The sequence below is a fragment of the Methylobacterium sp. D54C genome (assembly GCF_053345595.1).
In genome coordinates this window covers 23,556-46,343 of record NZ_JBKFAK010000003.1, presented here as the reverse complement: position 1 = coordinate 46,343, position 22,788 = coordinate 23,556, and the positions used below count along the sequence as shown (strand labels likewise).

General features: G+C 71.9%; 21 protein-coding genes. 15 read left to right on the top strand and 6 right to left on the bottom strand.

Going from position 1 to position 22,788, the window contains the following annotated elements; translation table 11 throughout:
* Positions 1-116: 116 nt before the first annotated feature.
* Positions 117-1,007: a transcriptional regulator GcvA gene (gene gcvA / locus ACLBYB_RS09255; RefSeq protein WP_447698600.1), complete on the bottom strand. Its 891-nt coding sequence runs from the start codon at positions 1,005-1,007 to the stop codon at positions 117-119.
* A 95-nt stretch (positions 1,008-1,102) separates the two neighbouring features.
* Between gcvA and ACLBYB_RS09250 the strand changes: the two genes are divergently transcribed.
* From ACLBYB_RS09250 to ACLBYB_RS09240, 3 genes are all read left to right on the top strand, one after another.
* Positions 1,103-2,059, top strand: a complete 957-nt coding sequence (locus tag ACLBYB_RS09250) for a zinc-dependent alcohol dehydrogenase family protein (RefSeq protein WP_447698599.1) — start codon at positions 1,103-1,105, stop codon at positions 2,057-2,059.
* An 831-nt stretch (positions 2,060-2,890) separates the two neighbouring features.
* The gene (locus tag ACLBYB_RS09245) at positions 2,891-4,018 is read left to right on the top strand and encodes a Gfo/Idh/MocA family protein (protein ID WP_056527789.1); all 1,128 of its coding nucleotides are present in this window, start codon (positions 2,891-2,893) and stop codon (positions 4,016-4,018) included.
* Between the two features lie 2 nt (positions 4,019-4,020).
* A complete protein-coding gene (locus ACLBYB_RS09240) occupies positions 4,021-5,103 on the top strand; it encodes a Gfo/Idh/MocA family protein (RefSeq protein WP_447698598.1) in 1,083 nt (360 codons plus the stop codon).
* An 80-nt stretch (positions 5,104-5,183) separates the two neighbouring features.
* On the opposite strand, the gene ACLBYB_RS09235 is transcribed toward ACLBYB_RS09240, so the two are convergent.
* Positions 5,184-5,327 carry a hypothetical protein gene (locus ACLBYB_RS09235; protein ID WP_447698597.1) on the bottom strand — a complete coding sequence of 48 codons (144 nt, stop codon included), beginning with the start codon at positions 5,325-5,327 and terminating at the stop codon, positions 5,184-5,186.
* A gap of 570 nt (positions 5,328-5,897) precedes the next feature.
* On the opposite strand from ACLBYB_RS09235, the gene ACLBYB_RS09230 reads away from it, so the two are divergent.
* Together ACLBYB_RS09230 and ACLBYB_RS09225 are read left to right on the top strand one after the other, a co-directional pair.
* Positions 5,898-6,329, top strand: a complete 432-nt coding sequence (locus ACLBYB_RS09230) for a helix-turn-helix domain-containing protein (RefSeq protein WP_056527784.1) — start codon at positions 5,898-5,900, stop codon at positions 6,327-6,329.
* A gap of 166 nt (positions 6,330-6,495) precedes the next feature.
* A complete protein-coding gene (locus ACLBYB_RS09225; RefSeq protein WP_447698596.1) occupies positions 6,496-8,103 on the top strand; it encodes a putative bifunctional diguanylate cyclase/phosphodiesterase in 1,608 nt (535 codons plus the stop codon).
* A 37-nt stretch (positions 8,104-8,140) separates the two neighbouring features.
* On the opposite strand, the gene ACLBYB_RS09220 is transcribed toward ACLBYB_RS09225, so the two are convergent.
* Positions 8,141-9,043, bottom strand: a complete 903-nt coding sequence (locus ACLBYB_RS09220; RefSeq protein WP_447698595.1) for an MBL fold metallo-hydrolase — start codon at positions 9,041-9,043, stop codon at positions 8,141-8,143.
* 243 nt (positions 9,044-9,286) lie between these two features.
* Between ACLBYB_RS09220 and ACLBYB_RS09215 the strand changes: the two genes are divergently transcribed.
* From ACLBYB_RS09215 to ACLBYB_RS09200, 4 genes are all read left to right on the top strand, one after another.
* The gene (locus ACLBYB_RS09215; protein WP_020095041.1) at positions 9,287-9,952 is read left to right on the top strand and encodes an SCO family protein; all 666 of its coding nucleotides are present in this window, start codon (positions 9,287-9,289) and stop codon (positions 9,950-9,952) included.
* Between the two features lie 87 nt (positions 9,953-10,039).
* The gene (locus ACLBYB_RS09210; protein ID WP_447698594.1) at positions 10,040-11,629 is read left to right on the top strand and encodes a glucan biosynthesis protein; all 1,590 of its coding nucleotides are present in this window, start codon (positions 10,040-10,042) and stop codon (positions 11,627-11,629) included.
* 92 nt (positions 11,630-11,721) lie between these two features.
* Positions 11,722-11,952, top strand: coding sequence for a hypothetical protein (locus ACLBYB_RS09205; protein WP_091976355.1), 231 nt, complete (start codon positions 11,722-11,724; stop codon positions 11,950-11,952).
* Positions 11,953-11,956: 4 nt separating this feature from the next.
* Entirely contained in the window at positions 11,957-12,322 is a 366-nt protein-coding gene (locus tag ACLBYB_RS09200) for a hypothetical protein (RefSeq protein ID WP_447683498.1), read from the top strand.
* Positions 12,323-12,331: 9 nt separating this feature from the next.
* On the opposite strand, the gene ACLBYB_RS09195 is transcribed toward ACLBYB_RS09200, so the two are convergent.
* Positions 12,332-12,598, bottom strand: a complete 267-nt coding sequence (locus ACLBYB_RS09195) for a DUF6894 family protein (RefSeq protein WP_447698593.1) — start codon at positions 12,596-12,598, stop codon at positions 12,332-12,334.
* Positions 12,599-13,075: 477 nt separating this feature from the next.
* On the opposite strand from ACLBYB_RS09195, the gene ACLBYB_RS09190 reads away from it, so the two are divergent.
* Positions 13,076-13,336 (top strand): DUF6894 family protein, encoded by a 261-nt coding sequence (locus ACLBYB_RS09190; RefSeq protein WP_447698803.1) that lies wholly within the window; start codon positions 13,076-13,078, stop codon positions 13,334-13,336.
* Here the strand turns inward: ACLBYB_RS09190 and ACLBYB_RS09185 are convergent.
* Positions 13,318-14,037, bottom strand: coding sequence for a Crp/Fnr family transcriptional regulator (locus tag ACLBYB_RS09185; RefSeq protein WP_447698592.1), 720 nt, complete (start codon positions 14,035-14,037; stop codon positions 13,318-13,320). The two genes, ACLBYB_RS09190 and ACLBYB_RS09185, sit on opposite strands and share 19 nt — an antisense overlap.
* A gap of 449 nt (positions 14,038-14,486) precedes the next feature.
* Here ACLBYB_RS09185 and rpoN point away from each other — a divergent pair, with 449 nt between their 5' ends.
* From rpoN to ACLBYB_RS09165, 4 genes are all read left to right on the top strand, one after another.
* Positions 14,487-16,061 carry an RNA polymerase factor sigma-54 gene (gene rpoN, locus ACLBYB_RS09180; protein WP_447698591.1) on the top strand — a complete coding sequence of 525 codons (1,575 nt, stop codon included), beginning with the start codon at positions 14,487-14,489 and terminating at the stop codon, positions 16,059-16,061.
* Between the two features lie 75 nt (positions 16,062-16,136).
* Positions 16,137-17,513, top strand: a complete 1,377-nt coding sequence (glmU, locus tag ACLBYB_RS09175) for a bifunctional UDP-N-acetylglucosamine diphosphorylase/glucosamine-1-phosphate N-acetyltransferase GlmU (protein WP_447698590.1) — start codon at positions 16,137-16,139, stop codon at positions 17,511-17,513.
* A 146-nt stretch (positions 17,514-17,659) separates the two neighbouring features.
* Complete coding sequence (gene glmS / locus ACLBYB_RS09170) at positions 17,660-19,486, top strand: glutamine--fructose-6-phosphate transaminase (isomerizing) (RefSeq protein ID WP_020095050.1); 1,827 nt, start codon at positions 17,660-17,662, stop codon at positions 19,484-19,486.
* Between the two features lie 168 nt (positions 19,487-19,654).
* On the top strand, positions 19,655-20,806 hold the full coding sequence (locus ACLBYB_RS09165; RefSeq protein WP_091927408.1) for a M20 family metallopeptidase: 1,152 nt from the start codon (positions 19,655-19,657) through the stop codon (positions 20,804-20,806).
* Positions 20,807-20,810: 4 nt separating this feature from the next.
* Here the strand turns inward: ACLBYB_RS09165 and ACLBYB_RS09160 are convergent, their stop codons facing one another.
* Positions 20,811-21,806: an aldo/keto reductase gene (locus ACLBYB_RS09160; RefSeq protein WP_447698589.1), complete on the bottom strand. Its 996-nt coding sequence runs from the start codon at positions 21,804-21,806 to the stop codon at positions 20,811-20,813.
* Between the two features lie 93 nt (positions 21,807-21,899).
* Between ACLBYB_RS09160 and ACLBYB_RS09155 the strand changes: the two genes are divergently transcribed.
* A complete protein-coding gene (locus tag ACLBYB_RS09155) occupies positions 21,900-22,787 on the top strand; it encodes a LysR family transcriptional regulator (RefSeq protein ID WP_447698588.1) in 888 nt (295 codons plus the stop codon).
* Position 22,788 lies beyond the last annotated feature (1 nt).

Sequence of the window (22,788 nt, the reverse complement as noted above, 5' to 3'; positions counted from 1 at the left end):
GGACGGTCGCCGCATCATTGTCGAGATGCCGGGTCCCGCCCCGAACAAAGATTGCCGAACCGCCGGCGGATGGCCGCTCGCGAACCTTCATACAGACCTCGCCACATGGTCCCGCGTCACCGGATGGCTGCGTTGCGCAGCCAGTCGATCAGCACCCCGATGCGTCCCGCCTGGGCCGGATGTCGCGGGTGGACGACCCAGTAGGGGTGCGCGTCGAGGACGGGCCCGAAGGGTTGAATCAGCGTGCCGCTCGCCAGGTCGTCGGCGGTCAGTACGACCGAGACCAGCGCTATACCCTGACCGGCGATCGCGGCCTGGATGACGTGGCCTTCGTCGCTGAAGCGAATGCCCGCACCGCCATCGATATCGGTGATCCCGGCCTTCCGCAGCCAAGCCGGCCAGGTCGGCGTCTCGTCGGTCAGGTCGGGCCACTCGAAGTGCAGCAGGGGGTGGCGGGCCAGATCGCTCTTGGATCGAATGGCGAGACGCGGACTGCAAGCGGGTGCGACTCGGTCGACCACCAGCCTGTGCGCGTCGAGGCCGGGATAGGGACCGGGCCCGTATCGGACGGCGACGTCCACGCCGTCGCGGGCGAAGTCGAACAGGCTGTCGGACGCGTGCAGTCGCAGATCGCAATCGGGATGCGCGGCCCGGAAGTCGGCAAGCCGAGGCACGAGCCACTTCGCCACGAAGGCGGTCGGGGCCGAGAGCGTGAGAACGCCGGCCGCGTGCCGGCCGCGGATCTCTTCGATGGCTCGGGCGAACGCGTCGAAACCGTCGCGCAGCACGGGCAGCAGAACGGTGCCCTCGGCGGTCAGCCGGACCCGGCGCGTCTCGCGGTGGAAGAGACGCAGCCCCAGGATCTGCTCGAGAAGCCGGATCTGATGACTGATGGCGGTCGCCGTGACACCCAGCTCGTCGGCGGCAGCGCGGAAGCTCAGGCGGCGCCCGGCCGCCTCGAAGGCCCGGAGCGCCGCGAGGGGGGGAAGCGATCTCCGCATCGTCATGGCTGAACGTAGCTCATCGACCCCGTGAGGAGAACGCGTTCGTCATCCCGCAGCCCGGCTGACACAAGGTTGGCCGGTCAGGACGGGAGGCCCTCTTGAAGGCGATGGTGTTGACGAAGTTCGGGGGGCCGGACAGCTTCGAGCTCCGGGAGCTGCCGGACCCTCGGCCGGGACCCCGGCAGGTCCGCGTGGCCGTGCATGCCACGTCGATCAACCCGCTCGACTGCCAGATCCGCCGCGGCGACTACGCCGATCAGGTCGCGCTGCCGGCCATCATCGGGCACGACGTGTCCGGCGTCGTCGACCAGGTCGGATCCGACGTGACCGAGTTCCGCGCGGGGGATGAGGTCTATTACACGCCGCGGATCTTCGACGGTCCGGGATCGTACGCCGAGTACCACGTGGCGGATGCCGGCATCGTCGCGCGCAAGCCGGTCAACCTCACCCATTCCGAGGCCGCGAGCGTCAGCCTCGTCGGCGTGACCGTCTGGGAAGGGCTGGTCGAGCGGGCCCGATTGCAGGTCACAGAGACCGTCCTCGTCCACGGCGGTGCCGGGGGCGTCGGGGCGATCGCCGTCCAGGTCGCGAAGGCCATTGGGGCACGGGTCCTGGCGACGGCGCGCGGCAGCGACGTGGCGCGCGTCGAGCGGCTCGGCGCCTCCGCCGTCATCGATTTCGAGCGCGCGGACTATGTAGACGCCGTCGATCGCCTGACCGAGGGCAGGGGCGTCGACGTCGTCCTGGACACGATCGGCCGCGACACGCTCGCGCGCTCCCCGCACATCCTCCGCGAGGACGGGCGCGTCGTCACCCTGGTCGACACCGCGACGCCTCAGAACCTCATCGGCGCCTGGGGCCGGAACGCCACCTACCACTTCGTCTTCTCACGCCAGGACGGCCGGAAGCTCGACGCCGTGACGCGCCTCCTCGAGCGCGGCCTCGTGATGCCGCGAGTCGGCCTGGAGTTTCCCCTCGACGAGGTCGCCAGCGCCCACGCGCGCTCCGAGGAGGGTCGGCTCGGAGGCAAGATCGTGCTCCGGGTGAGATCGTGAGGCGGCCGGACCTCGATCGCTGTCCCTGACCTGACACCGGCAGCGTCCGGCGCCGCGAAGGGAAGCGGCTCACCTGAGATCGAACCCGCGGAAACCGTGATGTCGCACCGTGGCAAGCCCGACCGGTCGGCGGGTCGAGCGGCACCCGGAGGCACGCGATCCTGCCGTCGACGACCTCGGTTACGTCCGTTCCGGTGACCGCGACCGGCCCGATCCCGATCCGCCTTACATCGTAGGGATCCCAGGCGGTGGTTCCCGACGGCCACGTCGACCGGGGTGAACCGGTTGAGGGTCGGGGATCCTCGCGCGACCTGGGCACGACGGATCTTCCCGGCGGCAACCCGACCCGACCGCGAACTTAAAGATCTGAGACGCCGGACACTCGGCCGGTGCCGGTCGAATGCCGACCTACGCGCGCCCGAAGTGACGGAGCACGAGGGGCTCGGTCCGGGTAAGCTTGAGGCCGCGCGGCTGCGAGCGGCCGCTCCGGCCGGCGACGACGGCCAGGCCGACGAGGCCGACCGATCCTGTCAAAGCCACGGCCACACACCACCAGAAGGCGACATCGAGCATGGCTGTCCACGGGGCTCCGGTTGCACCGGAACTGTCGGACCGTACGGTAAACGGAGCGTTAAACGCGCGTTCGACCGAATAGCGTAAGCGCCTGCGGCCCGAGCGCCGTGTACTGCCGAGACATGGGCGCCGAATTCGGGCGCCGGAGAGCGTCGCTGAGCTCTCGGCGCGTCGATCCTACGCCCAATTGATGAAGGCGCGGAACGGAGCGCTGCCGCTACGACCCGAATCCGGTGCGGATGACCTTCAGGGACAGAGATGCAGATCGGGATCGTCGGCTGCGGTTACGTCGCCGACTTCTACATGACGACCCTCGTGAACCACCCCGAACTGCGCCTCGCCGGCGTCTACGACCGGGACCCGGAGCGGCGCGCCGTCTTCTGCCGTCACTACAACGCCCGCGCGTTCGACAGCCTCGAGGCCCTGCTCGCCGAGCCGGAGATCGGCCTCATCCTGAATCTGACCAATCCGCACAGTCACTACGTCGTGACCAAGGCCGCCCTGGAGGCCGGCAAGCACGTCTACTCCGAGAAGCCGCTCGCCATGGAGTACGCCCAGGCCGAAGCGCTGGTGGAACTCGCCGAGGCGAAGGGCCTCTCGCTGAGCGGCGCGCCCGCGAGCATCCTGGGCGAGGCGGGCGCGACCGTGCGGGAGGCCGTCGCGTCCGGCCAGGTCGGGTCGGTCCGGCTCGTCTACGCCGAACTGGAGGACGGGCCGGTGTTCCGGGAGCCGGTGCATGAATGGCGGAGCGTGACCGGCGCCCCCTGGCCGGCCGAGGACGAGTACCGGGTCGGCTGCACCCTGGAGCACGCCGGCTACTACCTGACCTGGATGAGCCTGATGTTCGGCCCGGTCGAGCGCATGACCGCCTTCGCGTCGCGCCTGTACCCGGACAAGGGCACCGGCCAGCCCCCGGACTCGGTCGCCAACGACTTCTCGACGGCGTGCCTGGAGTTCCGATCCGGCGTCGTCGCGCGGATCACCTGCGGCCTCGTCGCGCCGCAGGACCGATCCCTGCACATCATCGGCGACCGGGGCGTCCTGACCGTGACCGATTCGTGGGCCAGCCAGGGCCCGGTCTATCTCCGTTCGCCGAGCGGCGAGGCGCCCGGGCGGCTCGGCCGGCTGCTGCACCGGATCCAGCGCTACCTGCCCGGGCGGATCTTCCTCGGTCGGAAGCTGCCGACTCCCCGCTTCGGCGGCAAGCTGCCCAGCTACCCGTCGCAGATGGATTTCGCCCGCGGACCCGCGGCCCAGGCCGCGGCGATCCGGGCGGGCGTTCCGGCGCCGCTCCCGGCGCGGTTCGTGCTGCACATCACCGAGATCGCGCTCGCCATGCAGAATGCCGGCGGCGGCGCCGTGATCCAGCTGAGATCCAGGTTCTAGCCATGGCACAGACCGTCTCGTGGGGCGTCCTCGGCACCGGGGTCATCGCCCAGCGCTTCGTCAGCGACCTTCTCGGGCGGCCGGACGCGCGCCTCACCGCCGTCGGGGCGCGGAGCACCGGGAGCGCCCAGGCCTTCGCCGCGGCCTTCCCCCAGGCGTCCGGCGCGCCGGCCGCCGTCGCCGGCGTCGAGGCCCTGGCCGCGCGGCCGGATATCGACGTCGTCTACATCGCCACGCTTAACAGCGACCACATGGACAGCGCGCTGGCCTGCATCGAGGCCGGCAAGTCGGTCCTGATCGAGAAGCCGATCGCGCTCTCGGGCGGGCAGGCGCGGCGCATCGCGGAGGCGGCGCGGCGGAAGGGCGTCTTCTGCATGGAGGCGATGTGGATGCGCTTCACGCCCGGCGTCGTGCGGGCCAAGGCGATGCTGGAGGCGGGCGAGATCGGCGATCCCCTGCATCTCGACGCCCGCCTGTTCTTCCCCCGCGCGCCGAACCCGCCCGGACGGACGGACGTTCCGGCCGAAGGCGGGGTGATCCTCGATCTCGGGGTCTACCCCGTGTCGCTGGCGCTCCACCTGTTCGGCGCACCCACCGAGGTCTCGGGCGTCGGCCTCGATCGGGGCGGTGCGGCGCCGCAGCAGGCCGCGCTCGCGCTCGGCTGGAACGCCAGGACCGCGACCCTGAGCTGCGGCTCGACCGGAGAGGCCGACAACGCCGCCGTGATCGTCGGCACGCGCGGCCGCATCCACCTGCACCGGCAGTTCCTGTGCCCGCCCTTCCTCACGCGCGTGCGCACCGCGGCCGCGCCGGCGCCCGCCGACCGTGCCCCGCCGCGCCGCCAGGCCATCGGCCGACTGGCCTTCGCGAAACGCCTCCTGCAGCCGCTGGACTTCCGCCGCGTCGCGCTGATCCCGACGCCGTACCTCGGGTTCGGGCTGCGGCATCAGATCGACGAGGTGCATCGCTGCCTGCTCGCCGGCGCCCGCGAGAGCCCGATCATGCCGCTCGCGGACAGCATCCGCACCCTCGACATCCTCGATCGCGTCCGCGCCCGGCCGCAGCCGCTGGAGGCCGTCGCCTAGGAGGGGTGTCCGGACCGGGTGCCCGTCCCGAGCGGATGATCCGTCCGGGCAGGTCGCGGCGCCGTTCCCGGCGGTCGAGGTCAGGTCGTCTTCGTCGCCTTGGCGGGAGGCAGCCTGCGCAAAATCCGCGCGATGTGCGCGCGCAGGGCCGACGTCTCGGATTCCGGCCCGGCCTGCCCGGCGGGTTCGGCTGGCTCCTGGAGGGTGACGAGAAGGTCGGTCATCGACGAGGGCGCTGTGATGGGAGACCGACTCTACCGTCGAGCCTGGCCGGTGAATACATCATTTCATAGATTTTCTCGACCGGGACTTAAAGTGTTTAGGCCGGCGATAGACGCGACCCGATGTCGGAAACAGGGGTGTGTGTCCCGCCGGCCGCGACATTCGCGCCGGTGAATTGCATCGCCGATGTCTTGATGGAGACCCGCGGCCGCAGTCCCACCACAATGCCGGCCGCATCACATATCCGTCATCGTCCGCCACGACGATCGGAGGCCTCGGTACTTTACCACCCCTTCGACCGATCTCCGATGTATCGTCGCGCACGGCGACTGAGAGGCTGCCGTAGCCGGCGAAGACAGGCGCAGGAGGGAAACCGTCTGTGCGCTGCGTGACGGATACAGTTGACCATTGCGGTTACACCGTCCCTGGGCGTACAACCAACAGCCAAGCCATGCGTCCAGTGCAACTAGGAATTGCGCAACTTATTGGTGCGCTAAGCAGTTTTCGGTTGTGTTTTTTTCCGCGACTCTGGGTAAGTGCCACTCATCCAGCATGCTGAAGGTTTCCGTTCGATGTCGTCCTCCCCGAAGCCCAAGTCCGCCACCGAGACCGATCGCTCGATCGGCGGCCGCATCGCGGCGCTCCGCGTGGCACAGGGCCTGAGCCAGACCGATCTCGGTCAGGCCATCGGCGTCAGCTTCCAGCAGGTTCAGAAGTACGAGAAGGGGCGCAACCGCATCGGCGCAGGGCGTCTTCAGGCCATCGCCGACCTGCTGAGGGTGCCGGTGGACACGTTCTTCGCGGATCCGCGGGACAACGGCGGCGGACGCGTCGGACCCGCGGCCCTGTTCGAGGATCCGAAGGTCATGGAACTCGTCCTGGCCTTCACCAGCATCACCGACGAGACGACCCGCGGCGGGATCCTGTCGATCGTCAAGGCCGCCGCCACCCTCCAGGAGAGCCGCGCGGCCGCGCAGCGTCCGGACGCCGTCGACGAGGCGTGACGGCGCGGCCCTGTCCATCTCTTCCCGCGACGGGACATACCGGCGCCCCCGAGCCGCGCGCAGCGTGGCGGCGCGATTTAATCCAAATTAAACCAAGACAAAGACCCGTAAAGATGTAGAGAAGCTGCCGCGTCCGGAGCTGATCTACAGCGCATGAGCGGACGGCATGCTTCGCTCTGACGTTGGAAACCGGGTCCTGACCATGCCGATCGAGACGTCGAGAGCCTGGGGCCGCGGCGAGCTGTACGAGACCCTGTGCCTCCTCGTGATCGGCGTCGGGATCTGGTTCGTCGGCGTCACGCTCGGGACCTTCGCGTATCTGAACAGCGTCGTCGCCACCTACAACCTCACGGACCTGCTGCTGCTCGCCGCCTGCATGGGCGTGGCGCAGTGGGGCGCCAGCATCCGCAAATCGATCATCCTCCGGCGGCTCATGCTCGAGCGCGCCGCCGCCGCCGCGCAGGCCGAGGCGATCGCCCGGCACGACGGGCTGACCGGTCTGGCGAACCGTCGCCGCTTCATCGACGCCGTGGAGCGGGCGCACGCGCCGGGCGCCGCGGACGCGGCGGTGCTCCTCATCGACCTCGACCGGTTCAAGCCGGTCAACGACCTCTACGGCCACGCGGCCGGGAACGCGGTCCTGTGCGCCGTGGCCGAGCGTCTCCAGCGGCTCGTGCCGTCGGGCGGCCTGGCGGCCCGTCTGGGCGGCGACGAGTTCGCCATGCTGGTCCCGCTCCGCTACGAGAGCGAGGCGCTGCGGCGCCTCGCCCAGGCGGTCATCGCGCGCATCGCCGAGCCGGTGACGTGGAACCAGAACGACCTGAAGGTCGGGGCCACGGTCGGCGTCGCCGCGGTGTCGGCCGAGCACGGGGACGCCGACGCGATCCTGCACGCGGCCGACCTCGCCATGTACCAGGGCAAGAAGGACGGGCGCGGCAATGTCCGCTTCTTCCGCAGCGCCATGGACGCGGAGCTGCGCGCCCGCGCCCGCATGGAGACGGAACTTCGCCTCGCCATCGAGACGGGCGCGATCGAGCCCTTCTACCAGCCGGTGGTGTCGCTCCCCGAGAAGGAGATCGTCGGGGTCGAGGTCCTGGCGCGCTGGCGCCACCCGACGCGCGGGGTGGTGGGCCCGAGCGAGTTCATCCCGGTGGCCGAGGAAACCGGGATGATCGCGGATCTCAGCTACAGCCTGATCCGCCGCGCCTGCCTGGATGCCCGGGCTTGGCCGCCGCACCTGATCCTCGCGGTGAACATCGCCCCGCAGCAGTTCCAGGACGCGTGGCTCGCCCAGCGCATCCTCGGGATCCTGACCGAGACCGGCTTCCCGCCGCAGCGCCTGGAGGTCGAGATCACCGAGAGCGCCCTGATCCAGGACCTGGAGGCGACCCGGACGACCCTGCTGTCGCTGCGCGAACTCGGCGTGCGCATCGCGCTGGACGATTTCGGAACCGGCTATTCCAGCCTGTACCACCTGCGCGAACTGAAGTTCGACAAGCTGAAGATCGACCGCAGCTACGTCGACGCCATCACGATGAGCGACGAGCGGGCGAAGCTCGTCGACGCCATCATCAAGCTCGGGGCGAGCCTCGGCCTCTCCACCACCGCCGAGGGGATCGAGACCGACGCCAGCCTCGACTGGCTCTCCGAACAGGGCTGCCATTTCGGCCAGGGCTACCTGTTCGGCCACGCCATGCCGAAGGCCGAGATGGACGGCGTGCTCGCCGCCGCGCGATCCCCGGCCCCGTTCCAGGATCTCGCGCGGGCCTCGTGAGGCGCGGGATTCCGCCCGCGCGGCCGCATCGCGCCGGTCAGCGCGGCGCCCTGTAGGCGGAGCCGTCGGCGGCCCCGAGCGGGTTCTCCACGAACCGGCCCGTCTCTGGAACCGCGACCCGGTCGAAGTCCGCCGCCAGGGCGTCGAGGGCGCGGCGCATCTCGGGCCCCTGCAGCGGCCGGCCGTGTCCGGTGATGACCCGCTCCGGGGCGAGCGCGGCGAGCGCCCGCACCGAAGCGCGCGCCGCCGGCCAGTCGATCGTCAGGTACATCGGCGGCCCGTGCAGCTCCGGCGCCTGCGTCGCGACCGCGTAGGCGGATTCCTGCGCCGTGGTGATGAAGGCGTCGCCCGCGATCAGCGTCCGGTCGGATTCGCGCCAGAGCGAGACATGGCCCGGCGCGTGGCCGGGCGTGTGGATCCAGCGCCAGCCGGGCAGGGGCGGCACCGAACCGTCCTCCGGCAGGAGGCGGAGCCGCCCGGAGACGTCGACCGGGCTCGTCGGGAACAGCGGCGACAGGCGGCCGAGGAGTCCGCCGCCGACGCTCGGATCCGGCGTCGGGTAGGCGGCGCTGCCGTCGAGATAGGGCCGCTCCAGGGCGTGCACGTAGACCGGGACGTCCCAGTCCTCCGCGAGGTCCTCCAGGACGCCGACATGGTCGAAATGGCCATGGGTCAGGACGATCGCGGCCGGCCGGGCGCCTTCGCCGAAGCGGGCCCGGGCCGCGGCCTCGATCCCGCGCTTGGCGCCGATCACGCCGGCATCGATCAGGACCCAGCCCCGGTCGCCCGCGCCGGGGGGCCCCACGAACACGACGTTGACCAGGACGTGGCGCTGATAGGCGACGTCGTCGGCGATGGCGTGGGTGGCGTCGTCCCGCTCGGCGTCGCGGCGGGGATCGTCGGCCCGGGCCTGCGGGTCGACGGGGATCTGCTGGGCCATCTGGGGCGGCTCCCGTGCACGGTCGCGGAGGGGACGGTCGGGCCCGCGGCCCGGGTGTCCCGGCGCCGGATGGCGCGAGCGCCCGTACCCTGGCCAACCGGCCGCTCCCGGGCGTGTTCCTGACGTCGTCGCCTCTCCAGGTCCGGCCCCGCACGGGAGGCCGCGGCCTCACGCCTGTCGACACGGACCCCATATTGGCGGCATCGATACCGGCCACCCCGACGCGCCGTCGCAGGTCACAGCATGGCACCGAGCCCTCTCGCCCTCATCGCCTCCGCCGCCCTCGTCGCCGTGATCGCTACCGGCACCGGGGCGATCGTCCTCCAGCAGGGATCGCGGTTCAGCCATTCCCGGAAGGTCGGCGGCCCGTTCACGATGGCGGATCTCGACGGCCGCCCGGTGACCCAGGCCGATCTCCGCGGCAAGCCGTCCGTCCTGTTCTTCGGCTTCACCCACTGCCCGGATGTCTGCCCGACCACGCTCGCGACCCTGGCGTCGGCCCTCGGCCGGATGGGCCGCGACGCGGACCGCCTCAACGTCGTCTTCGTCACCCTCGACCCGGAGCGGGACACGCCCGACACCCTGCGGGCGTACCTGGCCTCGTTCGACCCGCGGATCCGCGGCTTCGTCGGCACGCCGCAGCAGGTCGCCCGCATGGCCGATGCCTACCACGTCGCCTACAAGCGCGTGCCGACTAAGGACGGCGACTACACGATGGAGCATTCCGCCACCGTGGCGCTGTTCGACAGGACCGGCCGCATGGTCGGCGAGATCGGCTACGGCGAGGACGAGGCCAACACCTTCGCGAAGCTGATCACCCTGGCGCTGCCGGGGCAGTGCCCGCCGGGGGGCGGCGCCAACCTCTGGACGACCGACGGCAGCACCGGCAACTGCGGTCCGCGGAGCTGAGCCGCGGCCGGGAAATTGCGCCGCCGCGCCGGCGTGGCTAGAGGGCGGCGCGGGTCGCGAGGCCCGACCGAATCCGGGGGTTCCAGCTTGATCACGCGCCGCGTCCTGACCGCCATCGGGCTCCTCGCCCTCGCGCCGTATCCCGGCCTCGCCCGGGCCGCCGGCGGCGGGCCGCGCCTCGCACCGCCCGAGCCCATGGACCTCGACCGGCTGAAGGATCTCGCCCGGACGCTGCGGGACCGGCCCTACGCGCCGCCCCCGGAGGCGCCCGCCTCGGCGGCCCTCGACGCCCTGACCTACGGGCCGCTCCAGGAGATCCGCTACCCGCCGGGCCACGCCCTGTTCGCCGACAGCCCGTACCCGGTGACCTTCTTCCACCTCGGAAACTTCTTCCGCCATCCCGTGAAGGTCTACGCCCTGGAGGGCGGGCAGGCCCGCGAGGTGCTCTACAGCCACGACCTGTTCACCTACCCGCCGGGCAACCCGGCCAAGGACGTTCCGGACGGGGCGGGCTTCGCGGGGTTCCGGTTCCAGAAGGCGCCTGCCGGGCAGCCGGGCGACGACGGCGACTGGCTGGCCTTCCTGGGCGCTTCGTATTTCCGCGCCGCCGGGGACGGCGCCCAGTACGGGGCCTCGGCCCGAGGCATCGCGATCGACACGGCGCCCGGGCCCGGGAAGACCGAGGAATTCCCGGTCTTCACGCGCTTCTACGTCAGCCCGGCCGCGGACGGCGCCGTGACCGTGCTGGCGCTCCTCGAGGGTCGGAGCCTCACCGGCGCCTACCGGTTCGTCGCCCGGAAGGAGCCGCACGTCGTCATCGACGTCGCCTGCACGGTCTACATGCGCGAGGCGGTCGAGCGGTTCGGCATGGCGCCCCTGACCTCGATGCTGTGGTACTCGGAGGGCATGAGCCGCTTCCTCGCGAGCGACTGGCGGCCCGAGGTGCACGATTCCGACGGGCTGCTGATGCAGACCGGCGCCGGCGAGCTAATCTGGCGGCCGCTCAACAACCCGCCCCGCCTCAGCGTCAGCGCCTTCGCCGACCGGTCGCCGAAGGGCTTCGGCCTGCTCCAGCGCGACCGCGCCTACGAGAACTACATCGATGACGGCTTCGAGGAGAACCGTCCCGACATCTGGGTCGAGCCGCAGGGCGACTGGGGCCGCGGCAGCGTCCAGCTCGTGGAGATCCCGACCCATCAGGAGACCGACGACAACATCGTCGCCCTCTGGGTGCCGGACGACGCGCCGCAGGCCGGGTCAGACCGCAGCTTCGCCTACCGGCTGCGCTGGACCGTCAAGGAACCGGTCGCCACCGACCTCGCCCGGTGCGTCGCGACCCGGGCCACCAAGGCCGCGTGGCTCGCGGATGCCGACAGACGCCCGGGCCGGGCCAACCTCATGCGGCAGCTCGTGCTGGAATTCGAGGGCGCGGCCCTGTCGGGCCTCGATCCCGAGAAAGCCACGGTCGCGCTCACCCTGTCGCGCGGCAGCGTCGAGGAAGTCGGCGCCACCTGGGCGCCCTACGGCAAGCCGAGCCCCTGGCGGGTCTTTCTCAAGGTCTACGCCGAGGGTCCGGATCCGGTGGAGATGCGTCTACAGCTGAGATCCGGGGATCGGCTGCTGTCCGAGACCTGGGCCTACCAGTACTACCCGCAGGCACCCGGCACGGTGCTGTGAGCGGCACTGCCGCCGGATCTCGGGTCACCCGGACAGGTTCGGCGCCGGGCGGGCGCGACCCGGCCCGGGCCATCGTCGCATCGGAGACCGCCATGACCGGCGAGACACCGCCCGGCCCGCACCTCCCGGAGGTGCTGACGCGGCTCCTCAAGGCGCCCCGGGCGGCGATCTGGCCGACTCCGGAGGACCGGAATCGCCTGCGGCCCGGCCGGTCAAGACCGCGGCAACCGAGCCGCGCCGTCCTGGGTGTCTGGATCTGGGCGATCCTCTACAACGTTCTCGGCTTCGCGATCCTCGCGGCCCTGTGGTGGACGATGCGCTGACCCGATGAGCCGACACGCCCTGATCCCCGGCCGAGCGCTTCTCGCGGCAATCCTCCTGCTCGGCCTCGCCCCCTCCGCGGCGCAGAGCCAGGGGGACGCGCTCAATGCCGACGACGGAACCGGGGCGGTCAAAGTCTGCTCGCCCGTGGCGATGCCGCGCTGGCGGTCCATGACCCCGGTGCCGAAGACCTGGACCTTCCTGGACTGCATGGGCTTCGCGGGCGAGATGGGCGCGACCCACTTCCAGCTCGGCTGCCTCTTCGCCAACGTCACGCCCCACGCCCAGAAATACGCCTGGGGCGCGATGGTGCCGATCGAGAAGTCGGCCATGGCCAAGGCGCAGCCGCCGATCCCCAATTGCGGCTGGTAGGGCCCGCGCTCAGCCGTCGGCGGGCTGCCAGTCCAGGTCGAGGGCGAGGCGGGCGCGGAAGACCGTGCTGCCGGTCGCGTCGCGGACCCGCGCCTCCAGCACCAGGCCCGCATCTCCGGGGGCCGGCCGGTCCGCCCGGACGCGGAGCCGGTCATGCACGGCCTCGATCAGGGCCTCGGTCGCCGACAGGCACGCCTCGTGACGATCGGCGAAGGGCAGCCCCTCTTCGTCGAGGGACAGGCCGCGGTCGTCGGTGAAATCGGTGAAGTAGCGCATGGCGCAGAACCTCACGGCCAGCTGAGGAGCGTGCGCCGCGACCTGAGCGGTGTCGTTAACCTGTGTGTGGGCGCCGCACGGCCTCGCGCGACGGGCCGCCGGATCCTCGCGCCGCGGCGACCGCGCGGAGAACGCGGTCGCGCGGGCTGCGATCCACCCGCCCTCAGAAAAATGTATGAGTGTGGACAGACGCCGCGCGTGCGGCCGGACTGATCCGGCCCCGAACCCTCTGCACGAAAGTACGATATGGCCGGCGCGGTCGGCCCGGTACCCCTCGGTGCGCGAGCTGCCGCAGCCGCCCTCGCGCGGGTTGCCCTCGCTCGGGCTGCCCTTGCGCGGGCCGCCCGTCTCGGCGGACACTCGGCGGCCGGTAAGCCGCGCGGCGTGGTTCGCGCCGATCCGACACGCCGCTCAGGCCCGCGGCGCCGCTCCCGATAGCGCGGCACGCAGTCTTCGGCGGGCGCCCCGAAGGCCCCGCTGGCCGATCCTCGAAGGGGATGTGACCTGCCCCGCTTCTTCCTCAACGTCCGGCGGCACGGCACGCTGATCGCCGATCGGGAGGGCGACGAGCTGCCCGATCGGACGGCGGCCGAGCACCTCGCCCGCGACATCCTGCGCGAGATGCGCCGCCTGCCGCATGTCTACGGCGCGCCGCGCGGCTGGCGCGCCGACACCTTCGTGATCACCGACGAGGCCGGCGCGGTGGTGGCCGAAGTCCCCTACGCCAGCGTGCTCTGAGGCCGCCGCAGCGGGCCGATCAGGCGCTCGTACTCGGCCTCGGCCGGGCCGTAGGTCTGGCCGGCGGCCTCTTCCAGGCGGGTGCGGCTCAGGACCCGGATCCGGCCGCGCCGGGCCCGGATCAGGCCGGCGCCCTCCAGGGTGTGGATCGCGACCGTGACGGTCGGCCGGCGCACGCCGAGCATGATCGACAGGAACTCGTGCGTCACCGACAGGTCGTCGCCGTCCTGCCGGTCGTGGTACATGAGGAGCCACCGCGCGAGCCGCTCCTCGGCGGGCGCGCCCGCGTTGGCGATCGCGGTCTGGGCGACCTGGACCAGGAAGGTCTGGACGTAGCGCAGCAGCAGGTTGCGCAGCGACGGGCTGGATTTCAGCGCGTCGCGCAGGGCCGGCACGGAGATCCGGCGCCCCCGGCCGGCGACCTGCATGAAGATCTGGTACGGGATCGTGTCGGTTCCGAGCAGCAGCGCCGGCGCGGCCATGCCGTCGCGTCCGAACAGGCCGATCTCGATGCGGCCGCCCTCTGCGAGGGTCGACACCACCGAGCACAGGCCGGTGTCGATGAAGACCGCGTGCGGAATCGCGGCGGCCGGCTCGACGAGCACTTTGCCGAGGGGCAGGTCGATCGCCTCCAGATGAGGCCCGAGCAGTGCGCCGTCCGCCTCGGATAGGGCGGCCAGAAGGCGGTTCTGATGCGGCATCGGCAAACGCGTACGCAGAGATCGATCGCCGCGCTCCGACTCTCGTGCGGGAACCGCGGCGCATCCCCGAGCCATGCTCGGATCACCACGCAATAGCGAGCGGATATTGCATCTAGCAGGGGAAGCGTCTGCAATCAGACAAAGCTTTAGGGACGGATTTCGGATGTCCTGGCAACCGCGCGCGGATGAATGCGCAAACCTTCCTTTAAGATCTGCCCGCAGACTGCCGGGTGCCGGATCGCGATGTGATCGGGATGTGATGGGGGTGCGGCGAGTCCCGAAGCGCCGAGCACTTGCCACGAGCACTTGCCAACAGCGGCCTGCACGGTCGCGCTTTGACGCGCGGGTCGGATCGCGTTACAGAAAGTGCGACGGAGCAAGCAAGAACCATGCCGTGAGCAGCGTGGCTCCGGCTGGCGAACCGCGCCGGAAGGGCATCGGGGCCTCGCATGAGTTTGGTGCAACGGCTGGAAGTGCGTCAGGGCCAGGCCCTGGTGATGACGCCGCAGCTCCTGCAGGCGATCAAGCTTCTCCAACTCTCGCACCTCGATCTCTCGGCCTACGTCGAGGCCGAGCTGGAACGCAACCCGCTGCTGGAGCGCGCCGAGCCGGACCTGCCGGGTGCGGGCGAATCCGCCGAATCGGGCAGCCATGCCGAGGAGGCGGGGACCGACGGCTTCGACGCGCCGGAGCCCGACTCGTGGCTCTCGGCCGACCTCAACCCGAGCCGCGGCGAGATCGAGAGCGACTTCGACACACGCCTCGACAACGTCTTTCCCGACGAGAGCCCCGTCCAGGCGCGCGAGGCGGGCGGGGGCGACATGCTCTCGCTGACGCCGCCGCCCTACGGCAGCACCGGCGGCAGCTTCGACGCCGAGGCGCCCGATTTCGAGGCGACCCTCACGGCCGAGACCTCGCTGCGCGAGCACCTCGCGGGCCAGCTCGACCTCGCGACCCGGGAGCCGGCCGAACGGCTGATCGGCGGCTTCCTGATCGACGCCGTCGACGAGGCTGGCTACCTGCGTGAGACGGTGGAGGGCGTGGCCGAGCGGCTCGGCGCCGACCCGGCCCTCGTCAGCCGGATGCTGGCGCTGGTCCAGACCTTCGACCCGCCCGGGATCGCGGCCCGCGACCTCGCCGAGTGCCTCGCGATCCAGTTGCGCGAGCGCGACCGGTTCGACCCGGCGATGCAGGCGCTGGTCTCGCGGCTCGACCTCGTGGCCAAGCGCGACTTCGCGGCCCTGCGCCGGCTCTGCGGCGTCGACGACGAGGACCTCGTCGACATGCTGGGCGAGATCCGCCGCCTGGATCCGAAGCCCGGCCGGGCCTTCGGGTCGAGCGCCGTCGAGGTCCTGGTCCCGGACGTGTTCGTGCGCGCGGCGCCGGACGGTTCCTGGCTGGTCGAGCTGAACAGCGAGGCGCTGCCCCGGGTCCTGGTGAACCAGAGCTACTACGCCCGCGTCTCGCGCAACGCCGCCGCGGAGGGCGACAAGGCCTTCCTGTCGGAAGCGCTGCAGAACGCCAACTGGCTGACCCGCTCGCTGGAGCAGCGCGCCCGCACCATCCTGAAGGTCGCCACCGAGATCGTCCGCCAGCAGGACGGATTCTTCGTCCACGGCGTCACCCATCTGCGGCCGCTGAACCTCAAGACCGTGGCCGAGGCGATCGGCATGCACGAATCGACCGTCTCGCGGGTCACCTCCAACAAGGCCATCGGCACGAGCCGCGGGACCCTGGAGATGAAGTACTTCTTCACCGCCGCGATCCCCGGGGCGGCCGGCGCCGCCGCACACTCCTCCGAGGCGGTGCGCCACCGCATCAAGCAGCTCGTCGACGGCGAGACGCCGGACGACGTGCTGTCCGACGACGCCCTGGTGCAGAAGCTGCGCGGGGAGGGCGTCGACATCGCGCGGCGCACAGTGGCGAAGTACCGGGAATCCCTGCGGATCCCGAGCTCGATCGAGCGCCGCCGGGAGCGCTTCGCCCACGGGTCGGGCCAGCACGTCGCCCTGGCGCTGCGCTGATCGGCCCGGACGGGGTTGCGCCGGGCGCCCGTCCGGCCCATCCGTCTCGGCCCTCGATCGACGCTTGGATCTGCGATGACCCCGACCGGAACGCCCTCGCGCAGCCTCACCGCCATCGTGCTCGCGGCCGGGAAGGGCACGCGGATGCGCTCGGACCTGCCGAAGGTGCTGCACCGGATCGCCGGGCGCAGCATGCTCGGCCACGTCCTGGCCGCCGTCCAGGCGGCGGGCGCGGGCCGGATCGCCGTGGTGGCCGAGCCCGGCCGCGACGACGTCGCCGCCGAGATCGCGCGGGCCGCCCCCGGCGCCCGGGTCTTCCCGCAGGCCGAGCGCCTCGGCACCGCCCACGCGGTCCTGGCGGCCCGGGAGATCCTGGCCGACCCCGACGACGACGTGGTGATCGCCTTCGGCGACACGCCGCTGGTCTCGGCCGACACCTTCCTGCGCCTCCGCGCGCCCCTGGCCGACGGCGCCGCGGTGGCCGTGCTGGCCTTCGAGACGGCGACGCCCACCGGCTACGGGCGGGTGCTGACCGAGGGCGACCGCGTGCTCGCCATCCGCGAGGAGAAGGACGCGAGCGCGGCCGAGCGGGCCGTGACCCTGTGCAATGCCGGGCTGATGGCGCTCGCCGGACGGCACGCCCTGGCCCTGCTCACCCGCATCGGCAACGACAACGCCGCCGGCGAGTACTACCTGCCCGACGCGGTGGCGCTCGCCGTCGCCGACGGGCTGCCCGTCACGGTCGTGCCGGTGGACGAGGCCGAGGCGCAGGGCGTCAACGACCGGGTGCAGCTCAGCGTCGCGGAGGCCGCGATCCAGGCGCAGCTGCGCCGCAGCGCCATGCTGGGGGGCGCCACGCTGATCGCCCCCGAGACGGTGTTCCTCAGCCACGACACGGTGCTGGGACGCGACGTGATCGTGGAGCCCAACGTGGTGTTCGGCCCCGGCGTGCGGGTCGCGGAGGGCTGCACCGTGCGGGCCTTCGCGCATCTCACCGAGACCAGCCTGGAGGCGGGCGTGAAGATCGGGCCGTTCGTGCGGCTGCGCGGCCACGCCGTGCTGGAGGCCGGCGCGGAGCTCGGCAATTTCGTCGAGCTGAAGAACGCCCGGATGGGGGCCGGCGCCAAGGCCGCGCACCTCACCTATCTCGGCGACGCGGAGGTCGGCGCCAAGGCCAATATCGGCGCCGGCACGATCACCTGCAATTACGACGGCGTGCTGAAGCACCGGACCACGATCGGCGCGGGCGCGTTCATCGGCTCGAACTCGGCCCTGGTCGCCCCCGTCTCGGTGGGGGAGGGCGCCTACGTCGCCTCGGGCTCGGTGATCACCGACGACGTGCCGGCGGACGCCATGGCGGTGGCCCGGGGCCGGCAGGCGGTGAAGCCGGGCTGGGCCGGGGAGAAGCGCGCGGCGCTGCAGGCCGAGAAGGCGCGGCGCGGCAAGGCGTGAGGCCGGGCACGCCGCGCGGGCGGGGCTGGCCCTGCGCCGTGCCGATCCGGTAGAAGTCCCGCTCGGCCCCGCACGGCGCGGGGCGGCCCGGACCTTGCGCACGACCTGCGCGCGGCCATCCGGGCGCGACAGCGAGAGACACTCCTATGTGCGGCATCGTCGGCATCGTCGGGCGCGACGCGGTGGCGGGGCAGGTGATCGAGGCCCTGCGGCGGCTCGAGTACCGCGGCTACGATTCCGCCGGCATCGCCACCCTGGAGCACGGCCGGCTGGCGCGGCGCCGGGCCTCGGGCAAGCTGGTCAACCTGGAGGCCAGGCTCGCACAGGAGCCGCTCACCGGCACGATCGGCATCGGCCACACCCGCTGGGCCACCCACGGCCGGCCCAACGAGACCAACGCCCACCCGCACGCCACCAAGCGGCTGGCGGTCGTGCACAACGGCATCATCGAGAACTTCCGCGAGCTCAAGCAGGAGCTGGAGGCCGACGGCGTCGTCTTCGAGACCGAGACCGACACCGAGGTCGTCGCCCAGCTCGTCAGCCGCAACATGGATCGGCAGATGGGGCCGGTGGAGGCCGTGGCCGCCGCCCTGCCGCGGCTGCGCGGCGCCTTCGCGCTGGGCTTCCTGTTCTCCGGCGAGGAGAACCTGCTGATCGGGGCCCGCCACGGCGCGCCGCTGGCCATCGGCTTCGGCGAGGGCGAGACCTACCTGGGCTCCGACGCCCTGGCGCTCGCCCCGTTCACCGACGCCATCACGTATCTCGACGAGGGCGACTGGGCGATCCTGTCCCGCGGCGGCGCCGAGATCCGCGACGCGTCGGGCGCCACGGTCGAGCGCGCCCGGCAGACGATCGCCACGCAGGCCTACCGGATCGACAAGGGCGAGTACCGCCACTTCATGGCCAAGGAGATCCACGAGCAGCCCGAGGTGGTGGGCCGCACGCTCGCCCACTACGTCGACATGGCGCAGGGGCGGGTGGCGCTGCCCGAGGCGCTGCCCTTCGACTTCGCCAAGCTCAGCCGCGTCTACATCACCGCCTGCGGCACGGCCTACTACGCGGGGCTCGTCGCCCGGTACTGGTTCGAGCAGGTGGCCCGCCTGCCGGTGGAGATCGACGTCGCCTCCGAGGCCCGCTACCGCGAGGCGCCGCTGGAGAAGGACGGGCTGACGCTGGTCATTTCGCAGTCGGGCGAGACCGCCGACACGCTGGCCTCCCTGCGCTACGCGAAGTCGAAGGGCCAGCACACGCTGAGCGTGGTCAACGTGCCGACCTCGACGATCGCGCGGGAATCCTCCGTGGTGATGCCGACGCTGGCCGGGCCGGAGATCGGCGTCGCCTCCACCAAGGCGTTCTCGTGCCAGCTCACCGTGCTGCTCTGCCTCGCCATCGCGGCGGGCCGCGCGCGCGGCACCCTCGACGCGGCGGGCGAGCGGCGGCTGATCGACGGCCTGATCAAGGCGCCGGGCCTGATGGCCGAGGCGCTCACCCACGAGGCGGCGATCGAGGGTCTGGCCCGGGAGGTCGCGAAGGCGCGGGACGTGCTCTATCTCGGCCGCGGCACCAGCTACCCGATGGCGCTGGAAGGCGCGCTGAAGCTCAAGGAGATCAGCTACATCCACGCCGAGGGCTACGCAGCGGGCGAGCTGAAGCACGGGCCGATCGCGCTGATCGACGAGAGCGTGCCGGTGATCGTGATCGCGCCGCACGACGCGGTGTTCGAGAAGACCGTCTCGAACATGCAGGAGGTGGCCGCCCGCGGCGGGCGCATCGTGCTGATCGGCGACGCCAAGGGCGCGGCCGAGCACGGGCTCGACACGCTCGCGACCTTCACCATGCCGGCGCTCGACCCGACAGTGGCGCCGATCGTGTACGCGGTGCCGATCCAGCTGCTCGCCTACCACACGGCGGTGTTCATGGGGAAAGACGTCGACCAGCCCCGCAATCTCGCCAAGTCGGTCACTGTGGAATAGCCGCCGCCGATCGCACCCACGTCCGGTTCGGAAGCGGCGCCGTCTTTGCGAGCGGAGCGAAGCAATCCAGTCCGCGCTATGCTGCCAGAGGTTGCGCGACGCTGGGTTGCTTCGCTGCGCTCGCAAAGACGGTCTGCGCAATCCTGCTGACCCCGGTACGAGGCCCCCATGACCGCCCATGACACCGACGTCCTCCGCTGGCTCGACGGGCAGGAGGGCGCGATGCTGGCGCTCCTCGAGGAATTGGTGAACATCGATTCCGGCTCCTACGACAAGCCGGGCGTCGACGCGGTCGGCATCCGCATCGCGGAGTTCCTCGCCGGCCACGGCATCCCGGTGACCACGATCCCGGTCGACGGCTACGGCGACGCGCTGAAGGCGAGCGTGGCCGGATCGGGCGGCGGCAACCGGCCGGTGGTGCTCATGGGCCACCGCGACACCGTCTTCCCGAAGGGGGAGCCGGCCCGCCGGCCGTTCCGGGTCGCCGACGGCCGCGCCTACGGGCCGGGCGTCGCCGACATGAAGGCGGGCCTCGTGATGAACGCCTTCGTTCTGGCCGCCTATCACCGCGCCGGCGGCGCGCCGGTGCCGCTCGTCGGCCTGTTCACCAGCGACGAGGAGATCGGCTCGCCGGCCTGCCGGCCGATCATCGAGGAGACCGCCCGGGGCGCCCGCGCGGTGCTGAATTCCGAGCCGGGGCGGCCGACCGGCAACGTCGTCACCGGCCGCAAGGGCGGGGTGTTCATGCACCTCGAGGTGCTCGGCAGGGCGGCCCATTCCGGCGGCAACTACGCCGACGGGCGCAGCGCCATCCTGGAGCTCGCCCACAAGACCGTCGCGCTCCACGCGCTCACCGACCTCGACCGCGGCACCACGGTGAATGTCGGCCTGGTCTCCGGCGGCCAGTCGGTGAACACCGTGGCGCCCCGGGTGACCTGCGAGATCGACCTGCGCTACGTGACCCCGCCCGACCGCGAGGCCGCCATGGACCGGATCGCCGCGATCGTGGCCGGATCGACGGTGCCGGACACGACCGCGCATCTCACCATCAAGGGCGAGTTCCTGCCGCTGGTGCAGGACGAGGCCTCGCGGGCCCTGTTCGAGACCTACGCAAGGGTGAGCGCGGAGGGCGGCAACCCCGTCACCGGCGAGTTCGCCGGCGGCTGCGCCGATTCGGGCTTCACCGCCAGCGTCGGCTGCCCCACGCTCTGCGCCGTGGGCCCGGTGGGCGGCAAGGCCCACTCGCCCGAGGAGTACCTGGAGGTGGGAAGCCTCGTGCCGCGGGCGCGCGCGGTGGCCGAGACCATCGCGGCGCTCTGACGGCTCAGAGACCGACCATCGCCAGCCCGGCCGCGCCGTAGCGGTCGCCGGTCACCGCCTCGGCGGGCATCGCGTCCGCGATGGCCCGCAGGTCGGTCTCGGCCAGGACGAGACCGGCCGCCGCCGCGTTCTCCTCGAGGTTCCGGATCTTGCGGGCGCCCGGGATCGGCACGACGAAGTCGCCCTGGTTCAGCACCCAGGCGATGGCGAGCTGGGCCGGCGTGACGCCCTTGTCGCGCGCCAGGGCGGCGAGCGTGTCGAGCAGCCGCTGGTTGGCCGCGAGGTTCTCCGCCGCGAAGCGCGGCATCGTGCGGCGGTAATCGTCGGCGGCGAGGCTGTCGCGGTCGCGGATCGCGCCGGTCAGGAGTCCGCGCCCCAGGGGGCTGTACGGCACGAAGCCGATCCCGAGTTCGCGGCAGGTCGGCAGCACCTCGGCCTCGGGATCGCGGCTCCAGAGGGAGTACTCGCTCTGCACGGCGGCGATGGGGTGGACCGCGTGGGCCCGCCGGATCGTGGCAGCGCCGGCCTCGGACAGGCCGAGCGCCCGGACCTTGCCGGCCCGCACCAGATCGGCCATGGCGCCGACCGTGTCCTCGATCGGCACCGCCGGATCCACCCGGTGCTGGTAGAACAGGTCGATGACGTCGACGCCGAGGCGCCGGAGCGAGGCCTCGCAGACCGCCCGGACGTGCTCGGGCCGGCTGTCGACGCCGATGATCCGGTCGGGACCCTGGCCGGTCTCGGAGATCTTGAAGCCGAACTTGCTGGCGATGATCACCCGGTCGCGGACCGGCGCCAGGGCCTTGCCCACCAGCTTCTCGTTCTCGTAGGGGCCGTACATCTCGGCCGTGTCGAAGAGGGTGATGCCGAGGTCGACGGCGCGGCGCAGGGTGGCGGTGGCCTCGCCCTCGGGCTGGCCGCCATAGGCGTAGCTCATGCCCATGCAGCCGAGGCCGAGGGCGGAGACGGTGAGTTCGGTTCCGAGTCGGCGGTGATTCATGCGGGCCTCCCGTGATGCGGCCCGGACTTCGCACGGGCCGACGGCGGCGATAATCCGTGACCTGCGGCGCAGGCTGTTCTATGCGGCTCAACAGTGAGACGCGCCGACCTCCCCGCCCTGTCGCTCTTCGCCGCGGTCGCGGCACGCCGGAGTTTCCGCGGCGCCGCGCGCGATCTCGGGCTCTCGGTCTCGGCGGTGAGCCACGCGATCAACGGCCTGGAGGCGAGCCTCGGCGTGCGCCTCCTCGCGCGGACGACCCGCAGCGTCGCCCCGACCGAGGCGGGCCAGCGCCTGCTCGACGGTCTCGAGCCCGCCCTCTCGGCGATCGCCGACGCGGTCGAGGCGGCGACCGCCGCGGAGCGGCGGCTCACCGGGACGCTGCGGATCTCGGTGCCGCGGTCGGCCGCCGAGATGCTGCTGGTGCCGCTCGCCGTCACGTTCACCCGCGCGCATCCGGGCGTCGAGATCGAGATCCGCGCGCAGGACGGCTTCCGCGACATCGTCGCCGAGGGATTCGATGCAGGCGTCCGCTTCGCCGAGAGCCTGGACCAGGACATGATCGCGGTGCCGCTCGGCCCGCCGCAGCGCGGCGCGATCGTCGCCGCGCCGGACTATCTCGCCCGCCACGGGACGCCCGCGGACCCGCAGGACCTGCACCGGCATGTCTGCGTCCGGCGCCGCTTCCCGAGCGGCGGCCTCTACCTCTGGGAACTCGAGAAGGACGGGATCGCCCAGTCGATCCCGGTCACCGGCACCCTCGTCCTCGACGATGACGGGCTGGTGGCCGAAGCTGCGCGCGGCGGCGCAGGCCTCGCCTACCTCTTCGAGGCGCAGGTGGCGGCCGACATCGCGGCGGGCCGCCTGATCCGGGTCCTCGACGCGTGGTGCCCGCCCTTCCCGGGCTTCTTCCTCTACTACCCGAGCCGCCGCCTGATGCGGCCGGTCCTCCGGAGCTTCGTCGATCACGTCCGGGGCGGCTAGC